The organism is Methanobrevibacter sp. (genome assembly GCF_045636185.1).
Taxonomy (GTDB): Archaea; Methanobacteriota; Methanobacteria; order Methanobacteriales; family Methanobacteriaceae; genus Methanocatella.
Genome location: NZ_JAZTXC010000119.1, coordinates 22,285 through 46,607, shown reverse-complemented (window position 1 = coordinate 46,607; position 24,323 = coordinate 22,285). Strand labels below are relative to the sequence as shown.

22 protein-coding genes and 1 pseudogene are annotated in these 24,323 nt (G+C 29.4%); 15 read left to right on the top strand and 8 right to left on the bottom strand.

Going from position 1 to position 24,323, the window contains the following annotated elements:
* Both ACKI3Q_RS07030 and ACKI3Q_RS07025 read left to right on the top strand, forming a co-directional pair.
* Positions 1–317: pseudogene (locus ACKI3Q_RS07030) on the top strand (hypothetical protein); the annotation flags it as partial.
* Positions 318–478: 161 nt separating this feature from the next.
* On the top strand, positions 479–2,188 hold the full coding sequence (locus tag ACKI3Q_RS07025; protein WP_407415631.1) for a glycosyltransferase: 1,710 nt from the start codon (positions 479–481) through the stop codon (positions 2,186–2,188).
* 34 nt (positions 2,189–2,222) lie between these two features.
* Here the strand turns inward: ACKI3Q_RS07025 and mmp11 are convergent, their stop codons facing one another.
* The 7 genes from mmp11 to hacA all read right to left on the bottom strand — a co-directional run bounded on the left by mmp11 (position 2,223) and on the right by hacA (position 9,628).
* Positions 2,223–3,161: a methanogenesis marker protein 11 gene (gene mmp11 / locus ACKI3Q_RS07020; RefSeq protein ID WP_407415629.1), complete on the bottom strand. Its 939-nt coding sequence runs from the start codon at positions 3,159–3,161 to the stop codon at positions 2,223–2,225.
* Between the two features lie 9 nt (positions 3,162–3,170).
* Entirely contained in the window at positions 3,171–3,587 is a 417-nt protein-coding gene (gene ribH / locus ACKI3Q_RS07015) for a 6,7-dimethyl-8-ribityllumazine synthase (RefSeq protein WP_407415627.1), read from the bottom strand.
* A 166-nt stretch (positions 3,588–3,753) separates the two neighbouring features.
* Entirely contained in the window at positions 3,754–6,078 is a 2,325-nt protein-coding gene (locus tag ACKI3Q_RS07010) for a glycosyltransferase (protein WP_407415625.1), read from the bottom strand.
* Positions 6,079–6,086: 8 nt separating this feature from the next.
* A complete protein-coding gene (locus ACKI3Q_RS07005; protein ID WP_407415623.1) occupies positions 6,087–7,079 on the bottom strand; it encodes an isocitrate/isopropylmalate family dehydrogenase in 993 nt (330 codons plus the stop codon).
* A gap of 8 nt (positions 7,080–7,087) precedes the next feature.
* Positions 7,088–7,891 carry a class I SAM-dependent methyltransferase gene (locus ACKI3Q_RS07000; protein WP_407415621.1) on the bottom strand — a complete coding sequence of 268 codons (804 nt, stop codon included), beginning with the start codon at positions 7,889–7,891 and terminating at the stop codon, positions 7,088–7,090.
* Between the two features lie 8 nt (positions 7,892–7,899).
* Positions 7,900–8,376 carry a 3-isopropylmalate dehydratase small subunit gene (locus ACKI3Q_RS06995; RefSeq protein ID WP_407415619.1) on the bottom strand — a complete coding sequence of 159 codons (477 nt, stop codon included), beginning with the start codon at positions 8,374–8,376 and terminating at the stop codon, positions 7,900–7,902.
* A 4-nt stretch (positions 8,377–8,380) separates the two neighbouring features.
* Positions 8,381–9,628 carry a homoaconitase large subunit gene (hacA, locus tag ACKI3Q_RS06990; RefSeq protein WP_407415617.1) on the bottom strand — a complete coding sequence of 416 codons (1,248 nt, stop codon included), beginning with the start codon at positions 9,626–9,628 and terminating at the stop codon, positions 8,381–8,383.
* Between the two features lie 160 nt (positions 9,629–9,788).
* On the opposite strand from hacA, the gene ACKI3Q_RS06985 reads away from it, so the two are divergent.
* Both ACKI3Q_RS06985 and ACKI3Q_RS06980 read left to right on the top strand, forming a co-directional pair.
* Complete coding sequence (locus ACKI3Q_RS06985; RefSeq protein WP_407415615.1) at positions 9,789–11,018, top strand: DUF2264 domain-containing protein; 1,230 nt, start codon at positions 9,789–9,791, stop codon at positions 11,016–11,018.
* A gap of 1 nt (position 11,019) precedes the next feature.
* Positions 11,020–12,207: a DUF2264 domain-containing protein gene (locus ACKI3Q_RS06980; RefSeq protein ID WP_407415613.1), complete on the top strand. Its 1,188-nt coding sequence runs from the start codon at positions 11,020–11,022 to the stop codon at positions 12,205–12,207.
* Here ACKI3Q_RS06980 and ACKI3Q_RS06975 read toward each other — a convergent pair.
* Entirely contained in the window at positions 12,197–13,429 is a 1,233-nt protein-coding gene (locus ACKI3Q_RS06975) for a nucleotide sugar dehydrogenase (RefSeq protein ID WP_407415611.1), read from the bottom strand. The two genes, ACKI3Q_RS06980 and ACKI3Q_RS06975, sit on opposite strands and share 11 nt — an antisense overlap.
* 74 nt (positions 13,430–13,503) lie before the next feature.
* On the opposite strand from ACKI3Q_RS06975, the gene rfbD reads away from it, so the two are divergent.
* The 11 genes from rfbD to ACKI3Q_RS06920 all read left to right on the top strand — a co-directional run bounded on the left by rfbD (position 13,504) and on the right by ACKI3Q_RS06920 (position 24,322).
* Complete coding sequence (rfbD, locus tag ACKI3Q_RS06970; protein WP_407415609.1) at positions 13,504–14,343, top strand: dTDP-4-dehydrorhamnose reductase; 840 nt, start codon at positions 13,504–13,506, stop codon at positions 14,341–14,343.
* 9 nt (positions 14,344–14,352) lie between these two features.
* Entirely contained in the window at positions 14,353–14,778 is a 426-nt protein-coding gene (locus tag ACKI3Q_RS06965; protein WP_407415607.1) for a ribonuclease domain-containing protein, read from the top strand.
* A gap of 2 nt (positions 14,779–14,780) precedes the next feature.
* Positions 14,781–15,017 (top strand): barstar family protein, encoded by a 237-nt coding sequence (locus ACKI3Q_RS06960; RefSeq protein WP_407415605.1) that lies wholly within the window; start codon positions 14,781–14,783, stop codon positions 15,015–15,017.
* Positions 15,018–15,083: 66 nt separating this feature from the next.
* Complete coding sequence (locus ACKI3Q_RS06955; protein WP_407415603.1) at positions 15,084–15,893, top strand: ABC transporter permease; 810 nt, start codon at positions 15,084–15,086, stop codon at positions 15,891–15,893.
* Positions 15,894–15,903: 10 nt separating this feature from the next.
* On the top strand, positions 15,904–17,673 hold the full coding sequence (locus ACKI3Q_RS06950; protein ID WP_407415602.1) for an ABC transporter ATP-binding protein: 1,770 nt from the start codon (positions 15,904–15,906) through the stop codon (positions 17,671–17,673).
* A 93-nt stretch (positions 17,674–17,766) separates the two neighbouring features.
* Positions 17,767–18,633, top strand: coding sequence for a glucose-1-phosphate thymidylyltransferase RfbA (gene rfbA, locus ACKI3Q_RS06945; protein WP_407415600.1), 867 nt, complete (start codon positions 17,767–17,769; stop codon positions 18,631–18,633).
* Between the two features lie 6 nt (positions 18,634–18,639).
* Complete coding sequence (gene rfbC, locus ACKI3Q_RS06940) at positions 18,640–19,197, top strand: dTDP-4-dehydrorhamnose 3,5-epimerase (protein ID WP_407415598.1); 558 nt, start codon at positions 18,640–18,642, stop codon at positions 19,195–19,197.
* A gap of 14 nt (positions 19,198–19,211) precedes the next feature.
* Positions 19,212–20,219, top strand: a complete 1,008-nt coding sequence (rfbB, locus tag ACKI3Q_RS06935) for a dTDP-glucose 4,6-dehydratase (RefSeq protein ID WP_407415596.1) — start codon at positions 19,212–19,214, stop codon at positions 20,217–20,219.
* Positions 20,220–20,227: 8 nt separating this feature from the next.
* Positions 20,228–21,358: a glycosyltransferase family 2 protein gene (locus tag ACKI3Q_RS06930; protein ID WP_407415594.1), complete on the top strand. Its 1,131-nt coding sequence runs from the start codon at positions 20,228–20,230 to the stop codon at positions 21,356–21,358.
* Complete coding sequence (locus ACKI3Q_RS06925; RefSeq protein ID WP_407415592.1) at positions 21,355–22,779, top strand: glycosyltransferase family 2 protein; 1,425 nt, start codon at positions 21,355–21,357, stop codon at positions 22,777–22,779. Before ACKI3Q_RS06930 ends, ACKI3Q_RS06925 begins: the two co-directional genes overlap by 4 nt.
* Positions 22,780–22,786: 7 nt before the next feature.
* Positions 22,787–24,322, top strand: coding sequence for a glycosyltransferase family 2 protein (locus ACKI3Q_RS06920; RefSeq protein ID WP_407415590.1), 1,536 nt, complete (start codon positions 22,787–22,789; stop codon positions 24,320–24,322).
* Position 24,323: the final 1 nt, after the last annotated feature.

Below are 24,323 nucleotides of genomic sequence, written 5' to 3'. Positions count from 1 at the left end.
GAACATACACTATTACAGCAGAATACGATTCATCAATGGTTTCTAATACCATTAAAGTATTGAGCACAATTAAGGCTGAAGATATGGTCATGAAATATCGTGACGGAAGTAAATTTAAAGCTTTAATCCTTGATGGTCAGGATAATCCTTATCCAAATCAAAGCGTTACATTTAATATCAATGGAGTATTTTACATTAGAATAACGGATTCAGAAGGATTTGCAAATCTAAATATTAATTTAATGCCTGGAAGATATATAATAACTTCAATGTTTAATGGATTAAGTACGTCTAATACTATTACAATTACTGAATAAATAGTCTAATGAATTATATTTTAATAATATTTGAAGCATTGACTTAAATTCGCTGAAAAATTCCTGCACAAAAATTTCATAAATACATTTGATTAATAACAAACATTTATACTATTAAAAAAATATACTTATAAATGTATTAAAATTAATTAGGTGAAATTTTGTCTTGGTTATTTGTTATTCTTGCCTTTTTGCTTGCTGGTGTAAAATCTTCAAAAACAAAATATCAAAAGGTTTCTGTTATTATACCAGCTTTTAATGAAGAAAATACAGTAGCCAGAGTCGTTGATGTAATAAGACAAGTTTCATGTGTAGATGAAATCATTGTCGTTGATGATGGATCGTCAGATAATACGGCTCAGGAAGCTAAAGATGCTGGTGCTATTGTAATTTCTCATGAGGTTAATAAAGGTAAGGGTGAAGCTCTTTATACTGGTTATAAAAATGTTGAATGTGATATCATTGCTTTTATTGATGCAGATATTCATAATTTAACTTCTAAAAAAGTTGCTTCTATGATAAAACCTATTTTAGATGGAAAGACAGATATTACTAAGACTAAATTTGCACGTGAAAGTGGGCGCGTAACAGAACTTACCGCAAAACCGCTTTTGAACTTCTTTTTCCCGGAAATTTCTTTTGAACAACCATTAAGTGGACAATTTGCGGCCCGTAAAGAAATTTTAAAAAAGATTAAGTTTGAAAAGGATTACGGTGTTGATGTTGGTATTGTTATTGATGCTGATGTATTAGGTATTTCTATTATGGAAGTCGACATTGGTGCAATTGAACATGATATGTCTCCTTTAGCTGATTTAAACATGATGGCTAACGAAGTTGTAAGAACAATTATGAACCGTGCTAATAAGTATGGTAGAGTAACAATGATTGATGATATTGGATATTATATTCGTTTTTCTATTGTTGGATTATCTTTAGTTATTTTAGGTTTATTTACAATATTTTTCGTTAAATTTATTCCTTTATCTATTGGTGTCATAATTTCTGTTGTTGGAATTATTTTATCACTTTATTTCATTGTTAAAGTTATAATCCAATCAATTAGTATTTTTAAAAAGATTCCTAAAGGAAATTTAATTAAATCATTTATTAGAGTTCACTTTCCTTTAATTTTATCTATGCTACTTTTAATTTTAATGCTTTCAACATTTTTAGGCGCTACTACATTTCAGGATGGTGTTATTTCCATTGAGCCCAATTCAAGAAATTTAATTATATTCACAGATAGAAGTAATATTAATGATAATTCAATTTCTATCAGGGGACCATACACCATTGACACAGCAATTGAAAATGAATCTAATGTAATACGGATGCCATCAGATGCTATGATGACCCTGAATCTTGCAGTAAATGACACGATAATTATAAATAATCAGCCCTATTTAATAAATAATACTAGGGAGTTTGAGCCGGATATACTAAGACTTCCAATTGATGCAAAAAATGCACTTAATGTTGAGGATGGAGATATAATTCAAAATAGTCGTTTAATCGATGTCTTCGCTAAGTCTCATGTTCACCATACATTTGCCGGTAATAATATTACATTCATTGAAAAATTTGTCTTATCATCTAGACAAGAAAGCGAGTGGACATATAAGGTAGTTGTAGACAATCAAACTCTAGCTACGTCATTTGGTGCATTTAGTGAAAATCAATCCTATTCAATAATTTTTGATGGTTCTTATGCAGATCAGTTCACATTTTATAATGAATCTTCCATACATAATTTAAACTTTACACATCAGGGGCACGATGTCCAAATAATTTTTAATAAAACAAACACAACAACGTTAAAGAAATTCGATAGTGAATTTATTAGTTTTAGTTTGGATAATTTAGAATAACATATAAAAATAGATAAATAAGAGATTAATTCTCTTATTTTTTGTCATAAGCTTTAACTGCTTCTTCAACATCATTATAAAGACCTAATGCTGCTAAAGCACCTACTTTACCTTGTTCACCAGTAACAGCAATTAATTCAATACCTAATTCTTCAGCGGTAGCTTCTGCGGTTTCAACATCCATCATACCGGTTTTGGTCGCAATTGAGTATTGTCTTAATTTTTCAGGTATTTCAAGACCTTCAAGAATAGCTATTGCAGTTTTATCAGATAAAGTATCCCTTTTTAGAATTTCAATAGTTCTTTTTATTAAAGCTTCTTTTTTATCATTTTCAACAGCAAAAGTTAAAGCAATAGAAACACAGTTTTGAGTTTTATGTGGATTATGTGGATATAACTGAACAATAATATGATCAAGATATTCATAACCTTCGCTGGCAAGTTCAACACCTAAGTTATGAGCCATTGTCCATGTTGCACCAGCATCTTTAACATCTGTATCGTCAACACCAATAACTACCTTTTCAAGTTTAGGTGTCACTACAGTAGCCCTACCTTCTTTTGAGCCACCACCAGATTTTATAAGTTCAATATATTTGACTCCTTTTCCCATTCCTCTACACATTCCAGCTCCAACACCCGCACCAGCAAGACCGGAATGAGTAACTTTGACCTCGTCATCAACTACTTGAATTTCATCGATTCCTGCTGCATTAAAACTAGCTTTTAAATCGAGAGGTGCGGAACCCACATGACAGGAGTAAACATGTTTGTTACCATCACGATAAGCGTCATCAATTAACTCTGAATTGTTTTTATATTGATGTAACAACCAATGAGAGCCTGAAATACATGGATGATATTCGACAAGTTCTACTTTATCTCCATCAACCATTGTCAGCACTTTTTCATATGGTGCAACCCAAGGATCTGAAAATTTTTCTTTTAGTTCTTCAGGTTTTAAAATTTCCATATAATCATCTTAGATTTCTTTTAATCTATCACACATTTTGATAGCTGCTTCAACTGCACTTTTTGCATTTTTAACACGTCTGTGCGCATCTAATCTAGTCATACCAGGACCAGTGATTCCTAAAGCGACAGGAGTATCATATTCTAGTGCTAAATCAGCTATTTTACGTGATGCATGTTGTGCTACGATTTGATCGTGGTCAGTTGCACCTTCAATTACAGCACCTAATGTGATAATTGCGTCGAACTCTCCTTTTTGTAATAATTTTTTGATAACAAGAGGCATATCAAATACGCCTGGAACAGCAACTACTTTTGTAATTTCACAATCTCTATTTTTAGCTTCAGCTGTAGCTAATTCTAACATCATTTGTGTGATATCATAATTAAATTCTGCTACTACTGCAGCTATTTTGTATTTTACCATATTAAATCCTCCATTATAAACTTTATCATGCAAATATAAGAATTAAGAAACCAGCAACCCCACTTACTACCATAATAAGTATAATAAAGATTGCAGCTAATTGCATTCTAGTAAATTTTCTCATAGTAATATCTCCTTAAATTATAATTAATATAACATTTTTAAATTATTTAAATTTTTTTCCGATTTTTCTTAAATTTTTTGTCATTTTCCAACTATTTGAATTCAAGATTTCGGAATTTTCTTTTTCTAAAATTTGAATCTTTTGAGTTAATTCGTTAATTTGGGATTCATAATGTTTATCTTTTTTAAATTCTGTTTCACAAACTTCAATTAACTCTGATATTTTTTGAGTTAGATGATTATTTCTCTGCCTATGGTAGATATTTTCTTTAATTAATTCATTTTCAGAATTAATATTTAGTTTATCTTTAATTATTTGATTAATAGTATTTATATTGGATGAATAATTAGCACATTGTGATTTATATTTAATATCAATCTTATCCATTGGACTATTCTTTTCGCAAACAGCCCATATTTCGGTTTCACATCCCATATAATCTGATATTTTTGAAGGCAAGTAAGGATTAATTTTACAGTCGTTCAAGGTATAACTATCTTCAACAAGTAATATATCAAATTTGTTAGTTAAATTTAAAAATTCAAGGAAATTAACCTCTGAATTCAATATACAGTTTTTGTAAATATTTTTAGGCAATATCTGTTCAAATAATGTCTTATTTTTTGAAAAAATATGGATTTTATATTTAATGTTGTTATTTATATTTTCAAATGCAGATATAAAGTCTTCAAAACTTCTTTTTGAAAATATATTTCCAAAATAAGCAAAATTAAGATATTCATCATCTATATTGTATTTTGATTCAATAATTTTATAATATTTTTCATCTAATGTTGGATGTGGTGATAATACAGCTTTTTCATTAATTATATTGCTTATATCAAATTTTAAACTATTAATCATAACCTTTTTCTGATTTTCATTTGTAAATATAATTTCATCAGCATAAATAAAGGTTAAATATTCACAAATTAAATTTACATCATCATTAATATCTATTAATTCAAGATTTTTATTCTTTAGGTGGCTATTAATTCTTTCAACATATTCCTTATCATTTATTTCATTACTTGTTCTTCTTCCTAATGGTTTAACTAATGGATCTGAGAATTCAGCCCTCCAATAAGTTTCTGGATGTTTTAATTTATATTCTAATGCTAAAAAATGTGAATGGGCAAAAAAAGCTCTACTATATATTTTTTCATAATTTCCAAGTAGTTCTAATCCTTTTTTTGTAAAGTTTTTAATTTCATTCCAATCTGTTGAAAAATTAGTTTTAACAGTAAATTTATTAACTATATACTCTAAGACAACTTTTTCAAGTGTAAAATCTTTTTGTATATTATCAAGACTTCCACAGATTACATCAACATTTTTCTTCTCAGATAATATTCTTTTAGCAACAACATTACTGGTTGTAGTGTTAGTTGGTGAAAATGCATATGATATAATTAATTCTCGATTATCATTATTTAATTTTGTTATATCTTCATTTAAGTATTTATAAGGAAAAAATTCAAAATTATAAGCTAATATATCATCTAAAACTTTCGAATAATCCTCAGGATGTTTTTTAAGATACTCATTTATCAAAACTATTTGACCGCCGGATAAACTTTCAATAAAACTTCTCATTTCTTGAGTTCTTGCTTTATTAAGGCCTTTGTTAATCTCATTAATAACTTTCAATCGGTCATCAACATTAAATTTATATGATAAGTCTTGTCTTGATATTGAACCATGTCTCCATAATCTAAAATATTTGGCATTAATATTTTTATCAACCACATAAAACTCGAAATCATTTTCGGGATAGAAATTTGCATAATATGCAATATCAACACCATTTGTAAGTTCTGAATTAAATTTAGAATTTTTTACATTTATTGTTGGAATTATTTTATTTGTTGTAATTACAATTGCTTCTTTAATAGTATTATATGGATTTTCAATAGTTCCTGAATTTTCTAAAAGTTGTGGAGTCATGTAAGAGTTTTTCACTTCTTTCGTTTTATCATCAAGATCATAGAATGTTCCTAAAACTATTCTATTAGGTTTAACATGTTTATATAGCTCTTCAAAATAATTGTAACTAATATAATCATCATCATCAATAAAAATACAGTATTTTTTACTGGCTAGTTCAATACCTTTATTACGAGCATTACATACGCCTTTTTCACTTCTTGTTAGAATTATGTTAGCATTGGGAAAATCTTTCTGATATTTTTTAATTATTTCCGTTGTTGAATCTAATTCTCCGTTAACAATAAAAATCGCTTCAAATAAATTAAAATCAATAGTTTGGTTAATTAATGAATCAAGTAATCTTGATATGAAATTTTCTCCTTTATATGTGGGAATAATTGCACTAATACCATCATTTAATTCAGATTCTTTAATCATAACATCACTTATAATAAATTAATTATTTCATTTGTAACTTCTAATGTTGTTGATTTTCCCCCTAAATCTTCAGTCAGGACTGTGCCTTGATTTAATAATTTTAAAATAGCATTTTCTATTCTATCTGCTGAGTCATTTTCAGTTAAATATCTAAGCATCATTACTGCAGATAATATCATGGCTATGGGATTAGCAATTCCTTTTCCAGCTATATCTGGAGCCGATCCATGGACTGGTTCAAATAAGGCTCCATCTTTACCAATATTTGCAGATGGAATTAATCCAAGTCCACCAACCAGGCCAGCACCTTCATCTGACAAAATATCACCAAATAGGTTTGTTGTAACAATTATTTCAAAGTTTTGAGGTTGGGTAATGAGGTACATTGCAGTTGCATCGACATAGAAATCTTCTTTTTCAATATCAGGATATTTTTCACCTATTTCGTAAAAAATTTCTTTGAATAAACCATCACTTTTTTTCAATACATTAGCTTTGTGAACACAAGTGACTTTTGATTTATTATTTTCTATTGCATATTTGAATGCATAATCAATAATTCTTTCTTCAGCTTCACGAGTAATTATACGTTTAGCTATAGCACCATTTGATGTAATTTCTTCTTGATTAGCAATATATAACCCTTCGGTATTTTCACGAACAATCATAAAATCAATGTTTTCTGTTAGTGAATTGGTGTTAGGATAGGACTTCACTGGTCTTAAGTTAGCGAACATTTTTAGTTCTTGACGTAATTTGACAATTACATCTGCTGCAGTTTCACCAGCAGCACCAAATAAACATGCATCACAATTTTTAACTATATCAATTGTTTCTTGAGGAAGTGCGGTCCCTGTTTTTTCTAAACAATCATCACCCGCTTCACCATACTCATAATCAAAATCAATATTTAATTCATTTAAAATAGAAATAGCAGCATCAATTACTTCTTTACCAATTCCATCTCCAGGAATAATTGCAATTTTATATTTATTTGTCATATTATCACCTATTTTGTGCATTCAAAGATATTTTCATCTTTTATTAAAGCATATTTATCTATTTTCTCATAACCTAAATTTTTAATATAATCATCAGCAATTACTTTAAAACCTACATCTATTAATTTATCTTTAAAATCTGTTCCATAAAGTCTTAAATGATCAAATTGGCCATAATATTTTTCTCTTAATTCTGGGGTGTTATATTTTTTATCTTCAAATGTTTTAGTTTTATCAACGGGCATTTCATATGAAATTCCATTAATCGGAACTAATATTAAAGCAGTTCCTCCTGGTTTAAGTACACGATATAATTCATTCATTCCTTTTTTATCATCTTCAACATGCTCTAAAATGTTTGAGCAATAAATTAAATCAAAATAGTTATCTTCATAGGGTATGTCTTGAATATCTACTTTTTCTTCAACTAGAGAATTTTGCATACTGATATCTACTGGATGATATTCCATTCCGCTATTTCTAAATAATTCATTAAATTGAATTTCGGGGGCAAAATGCAAAAAAGTATTTCCTTTTTTTAGTAAATCTGTTCTTTCATGGAAAAATAACCATAATGCCCTGTGACGTTCATGACTTTTACATTGAGGACATTCAACTTCTCTATGAATAATGTTAACATAATGTTTAAATTCAATCCCTTTATAACCACAAATAGGACATTCTTTAGGAGGATATATTTTTTTATATTTTTCTAATTCTTGATTTAATCTATTATTTTCTTCTATTAGTTGTTTATAACTATTTTTATAGTATTTATAACTATTACTCATATTTAAAATAAAATCTTTCATAATATCCCTTATTTTTGTTTAAGATATTCTATTAATCCGCCTTTTTCAAGTATTTCTAACATAAATGGAGGTAATTTTTTAAATGTAATTTCTTCTCCACTTGAAGAAGTAATAGTTCCTTTTTCCATATCAACTTCAATTTCTTCTTCATTTTCAATTAAGTCAGTAATTCCCGGAGCTTCAAGAAGTGGAACTCCAACATTTGTAGCATTTCTATAGAATATCCTTGCAAATGATTCTGCTATTACGGCAGATATTCCCGCACCTTTAATGGCAATAGGGGCATGCTCACGGGAAGATCCACAACCGAAATTAGTGCCCCCTACAATAAAATCACCTTTTTTACACTTTTCACTAAATTTATCGTCTAATCCTTCCATACAGTGTTTTGATAGTGTTTCTTCATCAGTATAAATTAAATATCTTCCAGGAAGAATAATGTCTGTATCAATATCATTTCCAAATTTCCATGCTGTTCCTTTCATAAAATCACTCCGGCACAACAATTCTTCCTTCAATTGCAGAAGCAGCAGCAACTGCAGCAGAGGATAAATAAACTTCTCCTTCAGGTGAACCTTGTCTTCCTTTAAAATTCCTATTGGAAGTTGATAAACTAACTTCTCCAGGTCCGATAATTCCTGTGTGTCCTCCAAGACATGGGCCACAACATGGTGCAGAAACCAAAGCTCCCGCATCAATAAATATCCTGATTAATCCTTCATCCAAAGCTTTTGAATAAACTTCTTTTGATGCTGGAATAACTAACATTCTTGTACCTTTAGCCACTTGATTTCCTTTTAAAATTCTTGCAGCATCTCTTAAGTCACTAATTCTTCCATTAGTACAGGAACCTAAAAATACTTGGTCGATTTCTTGATCAACTTCACTAACTGGCTTTACATTGTCAACATGATTTGGGCAGGCTACTTGAGGTTCTAAGTCAGTAACATCTACATCAATAATATTTAATGATGGAGCGTCTAAATCTGTTTTGAATATTTTATATGGTTTATTTGAGCGTTTTTCTATGTAATCAATTGTTTTTTTATCTGCTTCTACTAAACCGGTTTTTCCACCCATCTCTATTGCCATATTACATAATACCATTCTGTCGGAAACAGTCATCTCCGCTACGGTTTGACCTGCAAACTCACAGGCCTTATAAGTTGAACCGTCAGCTCCTACTTGGCCTATAATATTTAAGATAACATCTTTAGCATACACATTATCTTTTAAATCTCCTGTTATTTCAAAACGATTTGTTTCGGGAACTTTAAACCATAAATTTCCTTCTGCAAAAACCATTGCCATATCGGTTGATCCGATACCTGTTGAAAAAGCGCCTAATGCACCATGTGTACATGTATGTGAATCGGCGCCAACAATAACTTCACCAGGCACGACATGCCCTAGTTCAGGTAAAATTTGATGGCAAACGCCTGCGTTAACATCGTAAAAATATTCTATGTTTTGCTCTTTTACAAAATTTCTCATAATTATATGATTATTAGCAGAGTCAATAGAGTCAGCCGGTATTTGGTGGTCAAACGGAATTACTATTTTAGATGAATCCCATACTTTTTTTACACCAATTTTTTCAAATGATTCGACTGCAAGAGGTCCAGTTAAATCATGGGTCATTGCAATATCGATATTTGCAATGATAATGTCACCAGCTTCAACTTTATTTTTTCCAGATGCCCTAGCTAATATTTTTTCAGACATTGTACTTGACATATTAGTATAACCTCACAGTAAATAATTAATATATTGTTTAACATTCTATTTAACTTTTGAAAAAAACTAAATTTTCATTTTGAATTTTATTTTTAATTTAATTTTAATTTCATTACAAATATTTTTCTTAAGATAATGTTTAATCATAAGTTTATATAATATGTTAAACAAAATACTTTCCATGAGTAAGTTCTTTGGTAGATTTAGAAAAGAAGAGGAAATTCCCGTTGTTGAGGAAGAAGTTCCCATTTGGGAAGATAGGATTTTTTGGGTTGAAACTTTACAAAAAATAGCTTTACCTGTATTAATGAATGTTAAAAAAGATTCTTTAAAGAAAAATATGCTTTTGGAGCCTCTTAATGGTGAAAGTAAAAAATTTGCTTATCTTGAAGCTTTTTCACGTGTATTCAATGGTATAGCACCTTGGCTTGAACTTGGGGCTGATGACTCTGAAGAAGGTATGCTTCGTGGAAAGTATATTGATTTGACTATAGATGCTATTTCAGTTGCTGTAAATCCAAAGAAAAATGATTATATGTTTCATTCCGAACCTAAACAATCTTTAGCAAATATGGCGTTATTTGCTCAGGGTTTACTTCGTTCAAAAAATCAAATTTGGCTTAATTTACCAATAGATGTCCAAGCAAAAATTATGGAGGAATTTAAAAATTCAAGGGCTATTGCCCCATATGAAAATCATTGGCTTTTATATACCTCAATAATAGAAGCTACTCTTTTAGAATTCACCGGAGAATGTGATAAAGAGCGTTTAGTTTATGCTATTAATAAATTCATAGATGAATGGTATATTGGTGATTCAATTTACCGTGATGGCCCGGAGTATGTTTCAAATTATTTTAACAGTGTTTTCATTCATCCGTTGCTTAATGATATTTTAATGGTAATGCGAAAATATGGATTACCTGAAGGCGAATTTTTGGATGTTCAGTTAATGAGATCTTCAAGAATTGCTTCACAATTAGAAAGGATAATTTCCCCTGAGGGTACTTATCCGATTATTGGAAAATCAATTGTTTATCGATGTGGTATTTTCCATACTTTATCTCAAGTTTCTTTACTTAAAATATTGCCTAAAAATATAGAACCCGCTCAAGTCAGGTCAGCTTTGACTAAAGTGTTAAGGAAGCTGTTTGATGGAAATCAAAACTTATCAAAAGAAAATTGGTTGATATTAGGTTTAAATGGTCATCAGGCAGGGCTTGCTGAAAATGATATTAATACTGGAAGTCTGTATATTTGCTGTGCAGTATTTTTAGCATTAGGACTAGATCCAAATGATCCATTTTGGAATGATGAACCTGCTGAATGGACATCTGTTAAAGCATGGAGTGGTCATCCAACTCAAAAAGACCAGTCTATTAACTTTTAATATGATTTTTATGAATTTTAAATCTTTTTTTTCTAAAAATTCAAGTTCTAATAGTGATAGGGAAATTTGGGTTAATACATTATCTATAATTATTGAACCAGTTTTATCCAATATTGCAAATGAAAGTCTTAAAAAAAATATGCCGGTTGAATTCGTAAAAGATGAAAGGGCAAAATTTGCGCATTTGGAAGCTGTGGGCCGTACTATTTGTGGTATTGCCCCCTGGTTGGAACTAGGTCCCGATAATACTCAAGAAGGAAAGTTAAGAAAAAAATACATTGATTTAACAATTAAAGGATTAGTAAATATTTGTAACCCTGAATCGCCTGATTATTTAATTTTTGACCAACCACACCAACCTTTAGTTGATTGTGCTCATTTAACTGAGGGATTGATTAGAGGAAAAACTCAACTTTGGGATAATATAGAATCTAATGGTCAAGAATTAATCATTGAGGCCTTAAAAGAGACTCGTTCAATTCAACCTTGGAATAATAACTGGATTTTATTTCCGTCAATGATTGAAGCTTTTTTACTTGAAACTACTGGTGAATATGATGAATTTAGATTAATGCATGGTGTTAATGTATATATGAATGAATGGTATTGTGGAGATTCATATTATGGGGATGGTCCAAATTTTCATTTTGATTATTATAATAGCTATGTCATTCATCCAATGCTTACAGATATTCTAACAATTTTACGAAAACATGATATTGGAGAATATACTTTTTTAGATGCTCATCTACATAGATTAAGACATTATGCTGGACATTTAGAAAGATTAATATCTCCAGAAGGAACATATCCGGTAATTGGACGGTCAATGTTATATAGAACTGCTGTCTTTCAAGCTTTAGGCCAAGCATGTTTATTTGGTTTATATAATGAAGATGTAAAACCTGAACAGGTCAGAAGTGCACTAACTGCTGTAATAAATAATCAATTTTCTAGTAATGACAATTTTGATGAGAATGGATGGCTACGTTTTGGATTTAATGGTAATCAACCAAAAGTAGCTGAAAATTATAGTAATACTGGTAGTATGTATTTATGCACTACAGGCTTTTTACCATTAGGTTTACCAGAAAATGATAGGTTTTGGTCAGCTCCAAGTGCTGAATGGACTTCACTTAAGGCTTGGAGCGGAAAAGACATAGATTCAAATATGTATATTAAAGATTGAGTTCATATAGGTTTCCATAATTGTATAATTTAATTTCATCTGGAACTTTATAGATTATATTTTTTGTATCAAATATTATTGTATTTTCGTGAATTATTGTGTAATCTAGATTTTTAAACTCATTATGATCACATAATATTAAAATTAAATCAGCATCGATTACGGCATCTTTAAAAGAAACAAAGTTTGGATTATCTATATGCGGATCATGAATAGCTATTTCGTAGTCTTTTTCTAAGTTAGCAATGATTTCATAAGCAGGACTTTCTCTGTCGTCTCCAGTATTTCCTTTGTAAGAAACTCCTAAAACTGCTATTTTACCATTTTTGATTATTTTCCTTACATTGTCGCATACAAATTCTGGCATTGAATTGTTTGTGTCTCTTGCAAGTTTAATAATTTTTGCAGTTTCCGGTGCCTTTGCATAAATAAAGTAAGGATCGATTGCTAGGCAATGGCCACCGACACCAGGTCCGGGAGAATGTAAGTTAACTCTTGGATGTTTATTTGCCATTTTAATTACATCAAGTGCATTTACACCTATTTCAGAACAGATTTTTGCAAGTTCATTAGCCAGTGCTATGTTAACGTCTCTAAAAGTATTTTCCATACATTTTGATAACTCTGCGGTTTTTGCTTCAGTTAACATTAATTCACCTTCTACAAATTGGCCATATACTTCACTTGCTTTTTTACTACATTTTGGAGTAATACCTCCAATAATACGATCATTGTGAATTAACTCTTCAATGATTTTTCCAGGTAAAACCCTTTCAGGGCAATGTGCAAGATATAAATCTTTACCAATAGTAAAACCCGCTTTTTCAAAAATTGGCTTTATTATTTCATCAGTTGACATTGGAGCAATTGTTGACTCAACAATAACCACGTTACCTTTTTCCAAACATGGAATTATTGATTCACATGCATTGATAACATAACTTAAGTCACAGCTGTAATTTTCAACGATATAAGGGGTGGGTACTGTTATTATAAATGCATCTGCTTTTTCAGGCTTTAAAGAGGCTTTGTAAACTTTATTTTTTAAAGCTTGTTTTATGATGTCGGATATTCCAGGTTCTTCGATATGAATGATTCCGTTATTTAAGTTTTCTATCATTTTTTCATTAACATCTACTCCAACAACTTCACAATGATTTCTTGCAAATAGAGCAGCTGTTGGAAGTCCGATATATCCTTGACCAATTACACATATTTTCATATTAACACCCCTTGTAATTTTAAATATTAATATAGATATAACTTATTTATATAATTAAATATTTGGGGATAAAAATGAAAATTTTAATTACTGGTTCAAATGGTATGTTAGGTCATGATTTAATTGATGTTTTAAACGATAAGCATGAATTAATCTTAACAACTTCATCATCATTAGATATAACTGATAAAGAGTATGTAATCAATTTTATAAAAGAAAATAATCCAGATATGGTAATTAACTCTGCAGCCTATACTAATGTTGACGGGTGCGAGGAAAATGTTGATTTGGCTTTTGCAGTTAATGGTGATGGTCCAAGAAATTTAGCTTTGGGATGTAAGGAAGTTGGATGTCCGCTTCTTCATGTAAGTACAGATTATGTATTCAATGGTAAAATTACAAGACCATTGCTTGAAGATGATGAAATTGGTCCTAATTCAGTTTATGGTAAAAGTAAACTTGAAGGCGAAATAGCTATTCAGGAAATTTTGGATAAATTTTTTATTGTAAGAACTGCATGGTTATATGGTGTTAATGGTGGTAATTTCCCTAAAACAATGTTGGAGCTTGCTAAAAATCATCCTGAAATAACTGTTGTTACAGATGAAGTAGGTTGTCCTACATATACTCTTGATTTAGCTAAAGCTATTGGAGAGTTGATTGAAACAGATTATTATGGAATTTATCATGTAACCAATTCCGATAGCTGTTCTTGGTTTGATTTTGCAAAATATATTTTTGAAGTTGCAGAAGTTGATGTTAAGGTAGTACCGGTCACTGCAGCTGAATTTGCTAGACCTGCTCCAAGACCTTCTTATTCTGTTTTAGATAATAAAAAATGGATTGAAAAGGGTTTTAAACCATTAAGAAGTTATAAGGAAGCCATAAAGGAATATATTAATATAATAAAATAGGTGTTTAAAATGGATAGAAGATTGTTAATAATTGCTATTGCAATTATAGCATTATTTGGTGGTCTTTTATTATCTGGTTCGTTTGCTCAAAAAAATGTAAAAGTTGTAGAGGATGGCCAGTATTGTACTGTTGATGAAGTTGCTGCTTATATTAAAGAATTTCATAAGCTACCAAGTAATTATATAACTAAAAGTGAAGCAAAAGCATTGGGATGGAATGGAGGGCCTTTGAAAAACTATGCTCCTGGTAAAAGTATAGGTGGTGATGTATTTACCAATAGGGAGAAGTCTCTTCCAAAAACGTCAGCAAAATACATAGAATGTGATATAAATGCAAATGGAACATCTAGAGGTCCTGAAAGAATTATTTATAATTCTGAAACATTCCAAGTATACTACACATCCGACCATTATAAGACATTTAAAGAGGTTTAAAATTGACAGTTTATGAAATTGATGGTAAATTAATTGAAAAAGATGGTCATAAGTATCTGAAAGAAGCTTTAGATTTTCCGGATTATTATGGTGAAAATCTTGATGCGTTATATGATTGCTTATGTGATTTAAGTTGTGAAATTCATTTTAGCAATGTTTCTCATGTTAAAGAGTGTATTTTAGACACATTTGATGATGCAAGAAAAGCAAATAAAAATTTAATTATTAAATTTATTTAAAAGTAAGTTTTTTATATTATACTTTTCATAAAATATGATAATAATTAACTTATTTTTAATTTTTGTATGGAAATAAGCGAGTTAGATTTAATGATTAGGGATAATGCACAAATAAAAAACTTTAATAGGTATTCATTCTTACTTACTGAGTTAGTTAAAAGAGATATCAGTGGTAAATATAAAGATTCAACATTAGGTTTATTCTGGAGTTTCTTAAATCCTTTATTATCAATGATAGTGTTAACAATGGTATTTTCACAATTTTTCGGTGGGTCTATTCCAAATTTTCCAGTATACTTATTAAGTGGTAAATTAGTATTTGATTTATTTGCAAATGCTACTACTGGAGCAATGGATTCAATTAAAGGAAATTCAGAGATTATAAAGAAGATTTATGTTCCAAAATATATGTTTGCAGTTGGAATTGTATGTTCTGAGTTTATAAACTTTTTAATATCACTTATTGTGCTTATTGCAGTGATGCTTGTAACGGGAGCACCGTTTTACATGTCTTTACTCTACTCTCCGATTCCATTATTTTTCTTACTTTTATTAACAATGGGTGTTGGTTTAATTTTAGCAACAGCTACAACATTTTTCACAGATATTAAGTATTTATATGGTGTTTTAATCATGTTGCTATCATTTATGACACCATTATTTTATCCGATTGAAATGATTCCTGAGCAGTATCTGATTCTATTTAAAATAAATCCATTGTATGCTGCTGTAAAATGTTTTAGGGATATTGTATTGGCAGGTACATTCCCTGAAATGAAATTTTTCATTTATTTGGTTATTACATCAATTGCTGCATTGGCTATTGGAATTTATGTATTTAAAAAATACCAAGATGACTTTATATTAAATATTTAGGAGGTAAAAGATGACAATTCAGTTAAGATATCCAAAAAAAGTTTCTCAAAAAGAGGATAGCGAAAAATCTGTATGGGAAAATTTAGAAAACATTCTTCTTGATGATTGGGATGACGTTGCATCTACTTATGTATCTCCAGAACAAAAGCCATCTGTATTTACAATCAGTGACTTTAATTTTAATATTCCTGATGATGCAAAGGTTTCTGAGGTAGTAATTGAGCATGATTTTCACAAAGAATCTTCTCAAGAACCTATTGAAATTGAACCGCCTTTAATTACTCTGATGGTTGGGGATAATGATTTTGAAGTTAATTCCTTTATTAATGCAGATATTTATCCTGCTGATCGTAGTGTATCAATACCTTTGGAAGATATAAAAGGTGAAGATGTTAAAGGAGATAATTTTAGTATAAAATTTGAATTTCCTGAAAATTTAAATAATCATAGTGGACTGTTATTCTTTGATTTTGTTCGTGTAAGACTAATCTTTGATATTAAAAGATATATTTTAAGCAGTGGTGAAACCAATTCTTATTTCCCGACTGAAGAAAAACCAATTCAATTAGCAGTTGGGGATGAATTTAGATATTCTCTTTACTTTAGAAATGTAAATGGTGTTTCAACAGACCGTCAGGAAGTAAAGTTTAATATCCCCGAAGGATTTGAAATTGTAAAGCATTATTTTAAAGCATCAAAGATTAATAAATTAACAGATGAAGATATTGATGAAGAATTGTATGAAGATGAGTTTGATGAAGAAAAACTAATATGGTATCCGTCTGTTAGAGGTAAAGGTTCAGCAGCTATTAGATTAGTTTTAAAATGTACGCAGGAAGGTCTTAAAGCATTATCAGGTTATAATGAAAACTTTGGTGTAACTCCTAATTTCTATGTTGAAGTTCATGATAAAGATTTTAAAAGTCCTCCAAACATGTTTGATGAAACAACTAATGTATGGGGTACAGAATTAGGAGATGATGAAGAATATCAATTAATCAATCAGAATATAGTCATTGATGTTGAAAATGTATCAATGGAATTTAAAAAAGCACAGGAAAAAGTTGATAATCTCAAGGAATATTGTATTAAATGGGTTAAAAGAGAATTAAAACCTAAAAATAAATTTAAAGCTCTTGATAATGTTTCATTTTCTGTTCATAAAGGTGAAAGAGTTGGAATTATTGGTTTTAATGGTGCCGGTAAAAGTACTATTTTAAAAATATTATCTGGTGTTTTAAAACCAACTTCCGGAAAAATTCAAACTTATGGAACTATCGCTCCATTACTTGAACTTGGTGCAGGTTTTGACCATAATTACAGCGGACGTGAAAACGTATTTTTAAATGGAGCTATTTTAGGTTATTCCAGAGAGTTTTTAGAAAGTAAATATGATGAAATATTGGAATTTTCTGAATTAGGTGATTTCATAGATATTCCAATTAAAAATTACTCTTCAGGTATGGTAGCAAAATTAGGTTTTTCAGTTGCAACTATTGTGGAACCTGATGTTTTAATTTTGGATGAAGTATTGTCTGTTGGAGATGTAAAATTCCAGAAAAAAAGTGGAGATAAACTTAAATCCATGATGGGTTCTGGTGTAACAGTGTTACTTGTATCACATGCAACAGATAACATTCGTGAATTATGTACCCGTGCAATCTGGCTTGATCAAGGTAAATTAGTCATGGACGGGGATGTTGATTATGTCTGTGATGCATATATTGAAGCAGCTAAAAAAGCATCTGAAGAACAGTTAAGCGGTCTAGATTTACAATAGTTTTTTCTATTTTTTATTTTTTTTTAAATAGTTATTTTAATTAATTATAAATTACAAAAAATTATTCATAATTAAAAATTTATAAGTGATTATATGAAAGGTATTGTACTTGCTGGTGGTTCTGGAACTCGTTTGTATCCTATTACTAAGGCAGTTTCTAAACAGTTATTGCCCTTATATGATAAACCGATGATTTATTATCCGATTTCTGTTCTTATGCTTGCTGGAATTAAAGATATTTTGATTATTACTACTCCTCGTGATTTGTCTATGTATAAGGATTTGTTAGGGGATGGTTCTTCGTTTGGTATTAATTTTGAGTATGCTGTTCAGGAGCATCCTAATGGTCTTGCTGAAGCTTTTATTGTTGGTGAAGACTTTATTGGTGATGATAATGTTGCTTTAATTTTAGGAGATAATATATTCCATGGACATAGATTTACAGAGATTTTAAAACGTGCTACTAATCTTGAAGAAGGAGCAGTCATTTTTGGTTATTATACTAATAACCCTGAGGCTTTTGGTGTTGTTGAGTTTGATGATGATTGGAATGTATTGTCTGTTGAGGAAAAACCAAAACATCCTAAGTCTAATTATATTGTTCCTGGGTTATATTTGTATGATAATGATGTAATTGAAATTGCTAAAAATGTAAAGCCATCCGATAGAGGAGAAGTTGAGATTACTTCTGTTAATGAAGAATATTTGAATCGTGGAAAACTTAAAGTAGAACTTTTGGGTCGTGGAATGGCTTGGTTGGATACTGGTACTCATGCTGGTCTTTTAGAAGCAGCTAATTTCATAGAAACAGTTCAAAAAAGACAAAGTTTATACATTGCTTGTCTTGAAGAAATTGCATATCTTAAAGGTTACATTACAAAAGAACAATTACTTGAAACAGCGGAAGAACTTAAAAAAACTGATTACGGACAATACTTATTTAATTTAGCAGAAAGGTGATTATTTATGGGTCAATTTAAATTTACAGAATGTGATATTGAAGGAATGTTTATTGTTGAGCCTGCGGTTTTCGGTGACAATCGCGGATATTTTATGGAAACTTATAATGAGAATGATTTTAAAGAAGCAGGTTATGATTTAACTTTTGTTCAGGATAATCAATCTTCATCATCAAAAGGAGTACTTAGAGGCCTTCATTTGCAGTTAACACAACCTCAAGGTAAATTAGTTCGTGTTTTAAAAGGTGAGGTTTTCGATGTTGGTGTTGATTTAAGAGGTGATTCTCCTACTTATGGTGAATGGTTTGGTGCAATTTTGTCTGATGAAAACAAAAAGCAGTTGTTTATACCACCATGCTTTGCTCATGGATTTTTAGTGTTATCTGACCATGCAGAATTCGCTTATAAGTGCACAGATTTTTATAATGGTCCTGATGAAAGTGGAATTATTTGGAATGACCCTGATATTGGCATTGACTGGCCAATAGATGGTATTGATGAATTAATTTTTTCAGAAAAGGATGAAAAATGGCAAACTCTTGCTGAATCACAAATTAAATATTAGCGGGTGTTTTATTTATGAGTACTATTTTAATTACTGGTGGTGCAGGGTTTATCGGAAGCAATTTTGTTAAATACATGCTGGATAAGTATTCTGATTATGATATTATTAATTTGGATGCTTTAACTTACTGTGGAAACCTGGAAAACCTAAAAGATATTGAAGATATGGATAATTATACTTTTGTTAAAGGTGATATAAGGGATAAAGAATTAGTTAATGATTTAATAGCTAAATCAGACTATGTTATTAACTTTGCTGCTGAAAGCCATGTCGACAGAAGCATTACTGATCCTGAAATATTCATTAAATCCAATGTATTAGGAACACAGGTATTATTAAATGCAGCTAAAGAATTTGGCGTTGAAAAATACATTCAAATCTCAACTGATGAAGTTTATGGAACTTTAGGAGAAACAGGATATTTCTCTGAAACCACTCCATTACAGCCAAACAGCCCATATTCAGCATCTAAAGCTGGAGGAGATTTAATTACAAGAGCATATTTTGAAACATTCGACTTGCCAATCAATATTACTCGTTGTTCCAATAATTATGGTCCTTACCAATTTCCAGAAAAACTAATACCTTTAATGATATCCAATGCTCTAGAAGATAAAAAATTACCAATATATGGTGATGGAAAAAATATACGTGACTGGTTACATGTATACGACCATTGTCAAGCAATAGATTTGGTATTGCACGAAGGAAAACTTGGAGAAGTTTATAATATTGGCGGACACAACGAAAGACAAAACATCCAAATCGTAAAACTAATACTCGAAGCACTAGGAAAAGACGAATCACTTATAGAATTTGTAGCTGACAGATTAGGCCACGACAGACGCTATGCAATTGATGCAGATAAAATCCGCAGTGAACTTGGATGGGAACCAAAATACACCTTCGAAACTGGTATAAAAGAAACAATCCAATGGTATTTGGATAACCAGGACTGGATGGACCAAGTTAAAAGTGGTGAATATCAACAATACTACGAAAAAATGTACAATAACAAATAGGTGAAATCATGGATATTAAGATTTCAGTTGTCTTACCGGTTTATAACGTTGCTGACTATCTTAGAAAATGTTTAGATAGTTTAGTTAATCAGACTTTTAAGGATTTTGAAGTTATTTGTGTAAATGATGGGTCTACAGATTTATCTTTAGGTATTCTTGAAGGTTATGCATTAACTGATTCAAGATTTAAAATCATATCTCAAGAAAACCAGGGATTAAGTGGAGCCCGCAATACTGGAATCGAGCATGTCCAAGGTGAATATGTTTTATTCGTTGATTCTGACGATTGGTTAGAGAAAAATGCTTTGGAATTATTATATGAACATGTAAAAGGTTTTAATTCTGAAATAACAATGTTTAAATTTAAATTTTTCAATAATGATACTTCGGAGATTAGTGAAAGTCCATTTACAAATTTGGAAGTGATTGATCCATCATTGTATACCGGTAATTTTTCGTATTATGATGTTTTAGATATCATTTTTAAAATATCCCATGCCCCTTTTAATAAATTATATAAAACTTCTTTTTTAAGGGATTTGGATGCTAAATTTTTACATGGTTCTTATTATGAAGATTTAGAATTTTTTTATAAAGTATTTTTAAAAGCTAAGAAAGTATCTGTTCTTTCAGAATATCTTTACTATTATCGTATTCGTGATGATTCTATTTCAACATCTGGGGATGAAGGTTCATTTGATATTTTTAATATATTGGAATCCACTAACCAAAATTTAATTGATGCAAATATTTTTGAAGAAGTCAAACAAGAATGGTTGATGTTTATTATTGTTAATTTAAAATTTGTTTATTTAAGATTAAATGATAAATATAAAGATAAGTTTATTAATACTATGAAGGAAAAATATGAGGATTATGAATTGAATAATGTTGTTTTAAATGAAAATTGGCATTATGAAGATAAAGCATTTTATTTGACTATTTTAGATGCTGAAAATTATAGAGAATTTAATTTAATGTTTGAAAAAAATTCTTATGAAATACTTGCTAAACATTATGAAATTTTGTCAAATGAATATAAAAAACAAATTGATGAGTTAACTGCTGAAAATAATTATTTGAAAGAAAAATTTAATGGTTCTATTACAAATAGATTTAAGAAAATCGTGAAATCATGAAAAAAGCTTTAAGTGTTATTATTCCTGTTTATAATGTCGAATCTTATATTAAAGAGTGCTTAGATTCAATTGTTAATCAAAGTATCGGAATAGAAAATATTGAAGTCATTATAGTAAATGATAAAACGCCTGATAATTCTATGGATATTGTAATGAAATATGCGGACAAATATCCTTCATTTAAAGTAATTAATAATGAAGTTAATATGGGTTTAGGCGAAAGTAGGAATATCGGGCTTAAACATGTCACTTCGGATTATGTTACATTTTTGGATAGTGATGATTTTATATCTTTAAATGCTTATGAGGATGCTTTAAATAAAATAAATGAAAATAATGTTGATTTATTAATTTATAGGTGGGAAACTTATAGTATGGGTGAAATAGTTCAAACGAATAACATTCACCATCAATTTCTAGAGGAAAATATTTTAATAGATGATATCAATAATTATCCTAAATTGTTTTTTTTAACTTCAGCTTGGAATAAAATTTATCATAAAAGTTTGTTTCATCTTTTAAAATATTCTAAAGGTCTTTATGAAGATAATTGTGTTACTTGCAATGTTTTATTAAATGCAAAGCGTATTTTTTTAAGTAATGATTCTATTTATTACTATAGGAAAAATTTGGATTCCATTACAGAAAAAATTTCTAAAAATAATGTAATTGATTTATGCAACGTTATTTCTCAGTTATATGACTTAAACAATCATAATGTTAATATATTAATTATTAACTTTATAAATGATGTTTTATTTTGGATTTATTATTATGATTGGGTGATATGTGATGAATTAACTTTTGTTGAAAAACTTCAGAAGGTTTCGAAAAAAATTAAACAATCCGATGTTGAAAAATTTGTATTTTTATTCCCTGAATGGAATTTTTACAAAGAAGATATTTTGAATTTAGACAATTATGATTCAGAAACTTTTCTTGCAAAATATAAGTATTATAAAAGATTACCTAAAGTCAAATCAATTGCAGGTTTATATGTTGATGAGGGTAATGGATTCAGTGAAGATTGCAGAATTGATGTTGTTTATGTTCCTAAACTAAAGAATAATCAATTAACATTTGATTTAAGAGGTTATTCTAATATTTCAGGTATTCGTTTTGACCCTTTAGAAGGTGAATTTATTAAGTCTAGAATTAATAATATCAAAGTCATTGATGCTAATTGTGATAATTCAATTAATGATGATTATCAGTATTTTTTAACCTTGGACCCTAATTTTGTTCTTGACGGGGAGTTTAAGGATGATAAGTTAATGATAGATTTTGATTTGGAATTTATAACTAATGAAGAATTAGCCAGTCTTTTTGTTGAGAAAAATGCTATTATTGCTGAAAAAAACAATATTATAAATGAGATTAATCACAAAGATAAAAAACATAGATTTAATTTTTTTAAGTAGGGGAACTATGGTAACTTTCAACGATTTCTTAATAAAATCAAAATTTAATATGAAAAAAGCTAAACTTTATCAAGAAAGCTATTTTAAGATAATGGAATCAGGTTTATTTGATAAGAATTATTATATTAATGCTTATCCCCATATTAAAAAATCAGGAATGGATCCTTTAGTTCATTATTTATTTTATGGAGCTAGTGAGAATAAACTCCCTTCTCCAACATTTAATCTTAAAAGATACTTACATGAATATCCAGAAATCGAAAAAAATAATTTAAATCCTTTAATACATTATATTGATAATAACAGTACTGGATTTACTTTGGATAAAAGTCCTTTTGCTTTAAGAAGGGAAAAAATCATTGATACAAATAAAATGTTTTTATCTAACTATGAATTTGAAAGTGAACCATTAGTTTCAATTATTATTCTTAATAGAAACGGTCTTGAACATTTACAAAGGTTGTTCGATAATTTTGATGAAAAAACAAATTATTCTAACTATGAAATAATTGTCGTTGATAATGCATCATCCGATGACTCTGTTAGTTTTTTAAAGAGTTTAAACTTGCCTATTACTCTAATTGAAAATTCTGAAAATGTTAGTTTTTCTAAAGGTAATAATGATGCTGCAAATATTGCAAATGGTGATTATTTACTTTTATTAAATAACGATATTGAGCCTACATACGGTTGGTTGAATGAAATGGTAGGATGCATGTTAAATAATGAAAATGTAGGTTCTGTTGGGGCCAAATTAATATTTCCATATTATGAAGATATGAAAAATCAAGGCAAATCTTACTGTATTCAACATGCAGGCGTAAAATTTAGAGAAGAAAGAACTCCTTATATTTATGGTCCTTATCATAAAAACATGTTCTCTACATTAATATTTTCATCTGATGTTAATCATCAAAAAGAAGTCATATCCAATACTGCAGCCTGTCTTTTAGTTCCAAAAGACGTTTATTTTGAGTTTGGCGGTTTAGATGAGACTTATTTCTATGGGTATGAGGACATTGATTTTGCATTAAAGTTATATCAAAATAATTATAAATCAATTTTCAATCCTTTCGCTTTATTGTTCCATCATGAGTCCGCTACTCGTGTTGAAGATGAAGACAAGAAAAATCAACTTAACTATAAGAATATCATGTATTTTTTAAGCAAATGGGGCGATTTTCTTTTCAAAAAGTTATTGATTGATAAAATCGAACAAAATCATTTTTTCACTGATAAAAAAATTGATATTTCAATCATTTCAAAAAATGATGAATTTATTTCTAATCTGGTAAAAAATTTAAATAATAAGGATTTTAATGTAAAAATAATTCCAAATTTAAATAATTTTGATATTGGGGAGAATTGTGATATTTTGATATCCAATGATAAGAATTATGATGTTGATAAAGCCGTTTCAAGGTTAAATTTAATTAAGGTTTTAATTTCTGGTGAAAATGATTCTCGATATGATATTTGTTTGGATAAATGTGAAAATTATTCTGATAAATTAATGGATATAATCAAAGAAGAGTATTTGTGAT

Bases quoted from the DNA above. Each gene is read 5' to 3' on its own strand.
- mmp11 (WP_407415629.1), bottom strand. From the start codon at position 3,161: ATGGAAATTTTAAAACCTGAAGAACTAAAAGAAAAATTTTCAGATCCT.
- ribH (WP_407415627.1), bottom strand. From the start codon at position 3,587: ATGGTAAAATACAAAATAGCTGCAGTAGTAGCAGAATTTAATTATGAT.
- ACKI3Q_RS07010 (WP_407415625.1), bottom strand. From the start codon at position 6,078: ATGATTAAAGAATCTGAATTAAATGATGGTATTAGTGCAATTATTCCC.
- ACKI3Q_RS07005 (WP_407415623.1), bottom strand. From the start codon at position 7,079: ATGACAAATAAATATAAAATTGCAATTATTCCTGGAGATGGAATTGGT.
- ACKI3Q_RS07000 (WP_407415621.1), bottom strand. From the start codon at position 7,891: ATGAAAGATTTTATTTTAAATATGAGTAATAGTTATAAATACTATAAA.
- ACKI3Q_RS06995 (WP_407415619.1), bottom strand. From the start codon at position 8,376: ATGAAAGGAACAGCATGGAAATTTGGAAATGATATTGATACAGACATT.
- hacA (WP_407415617.1), bottom strand. From the start codon at position 9,628: ATGTCAAGTACAATGTCTGAAAAAATATTAGCTAGGGCATCTGGAAAA.
- ACKI3Q_RS06985 (WP_407415615.1), top strand. From the start codon at position 9,789: ATGTTAAACAAAATACTTTCCATGAGTAAGTTCTTTGGTAGATTTAGA.
- ACKI3Q_RS06980 (WP_407415613.1), top strand. From the start codon at position 11,020: ATGATTTTTATGAATTTTAAATCTTTTTTTTCTAAAAATTCAAGTTCT.
- ACKI3Q_RS06975 (WP_407415611.1), bottom strand. From the start codon at position 13,429: ATGAAAATATGTGTAATTGGTCAAGGATATATCGGACTTCCAACAGCT.
- rfbD (WP_407415609.1), top strand. From the start codon at position 13,504: ATGAAAATTTTAATTACTGGTTCAAATGGTATGTTAGGTCATGATTTA.
- ACKI3Q_RS06965 (WP_407415607.1), top strand. From the start codon at position 14,353: ATGGATAGAAGATTGTTAATAATTGCTATTGCAATTATAGCATTATTT.
- ACKI3Q_RS06955 (WP_407415603.1), top strand. From the start codon at position 15,084: ATGGAAATAAGCGAGTTAGATTTAATGATTAGGGATAATGCACAAATA.
- ACKI3Q_RS06950 (WP_407415602.1), top strand. From the start codon at position 15,904: ATGACAATTCAGTTAAGATATCCAAAAAAAGTTTCTCAAAAAGAGGAT.
- rfbA (WP_407415600.1), top strand. From the start codon at position 17,767: ATGAAAGGTATTGTACTTGCTGGTGGTTCTGGAACTCGTTTGTATCCT.
- rfbC (WP_407415598.1), top strand. From the start codon at position 18,640: ATGGGTCAATTTAAATTTACAGAATGTGATATTGAAGGAATGTTTATT.
- rfbB (WP_407415596.1), top strand. From the start codon at position 19,212: ATGAGTACTATTTTAATTACTGGTGGTGCAGGGTTTATCGGAAGCAAT.
- ACKI3Q_RS06930 (WP_407415594.1), top strand. From the start codon at position 20,228: ATGGATATTAAGATTTCAGTTGTCTTACCGGTTTATAACGTTGCTGAC.
- ACKI3Q_RS06925 (WP_407415592.1), top strand. From the start codon at position 21,355: ATGAAAAAAGCTTTAAGTGTTATTATTCCTGTTTATAATGTCGAATCT.
- ACKI3Q_RS06920 (WP_407415590.1), top strand. From the start codon at position 22,787: ATGGTAACTTTCAACGATTTCTTAATAAAATCAAAATTTAATATGAAA.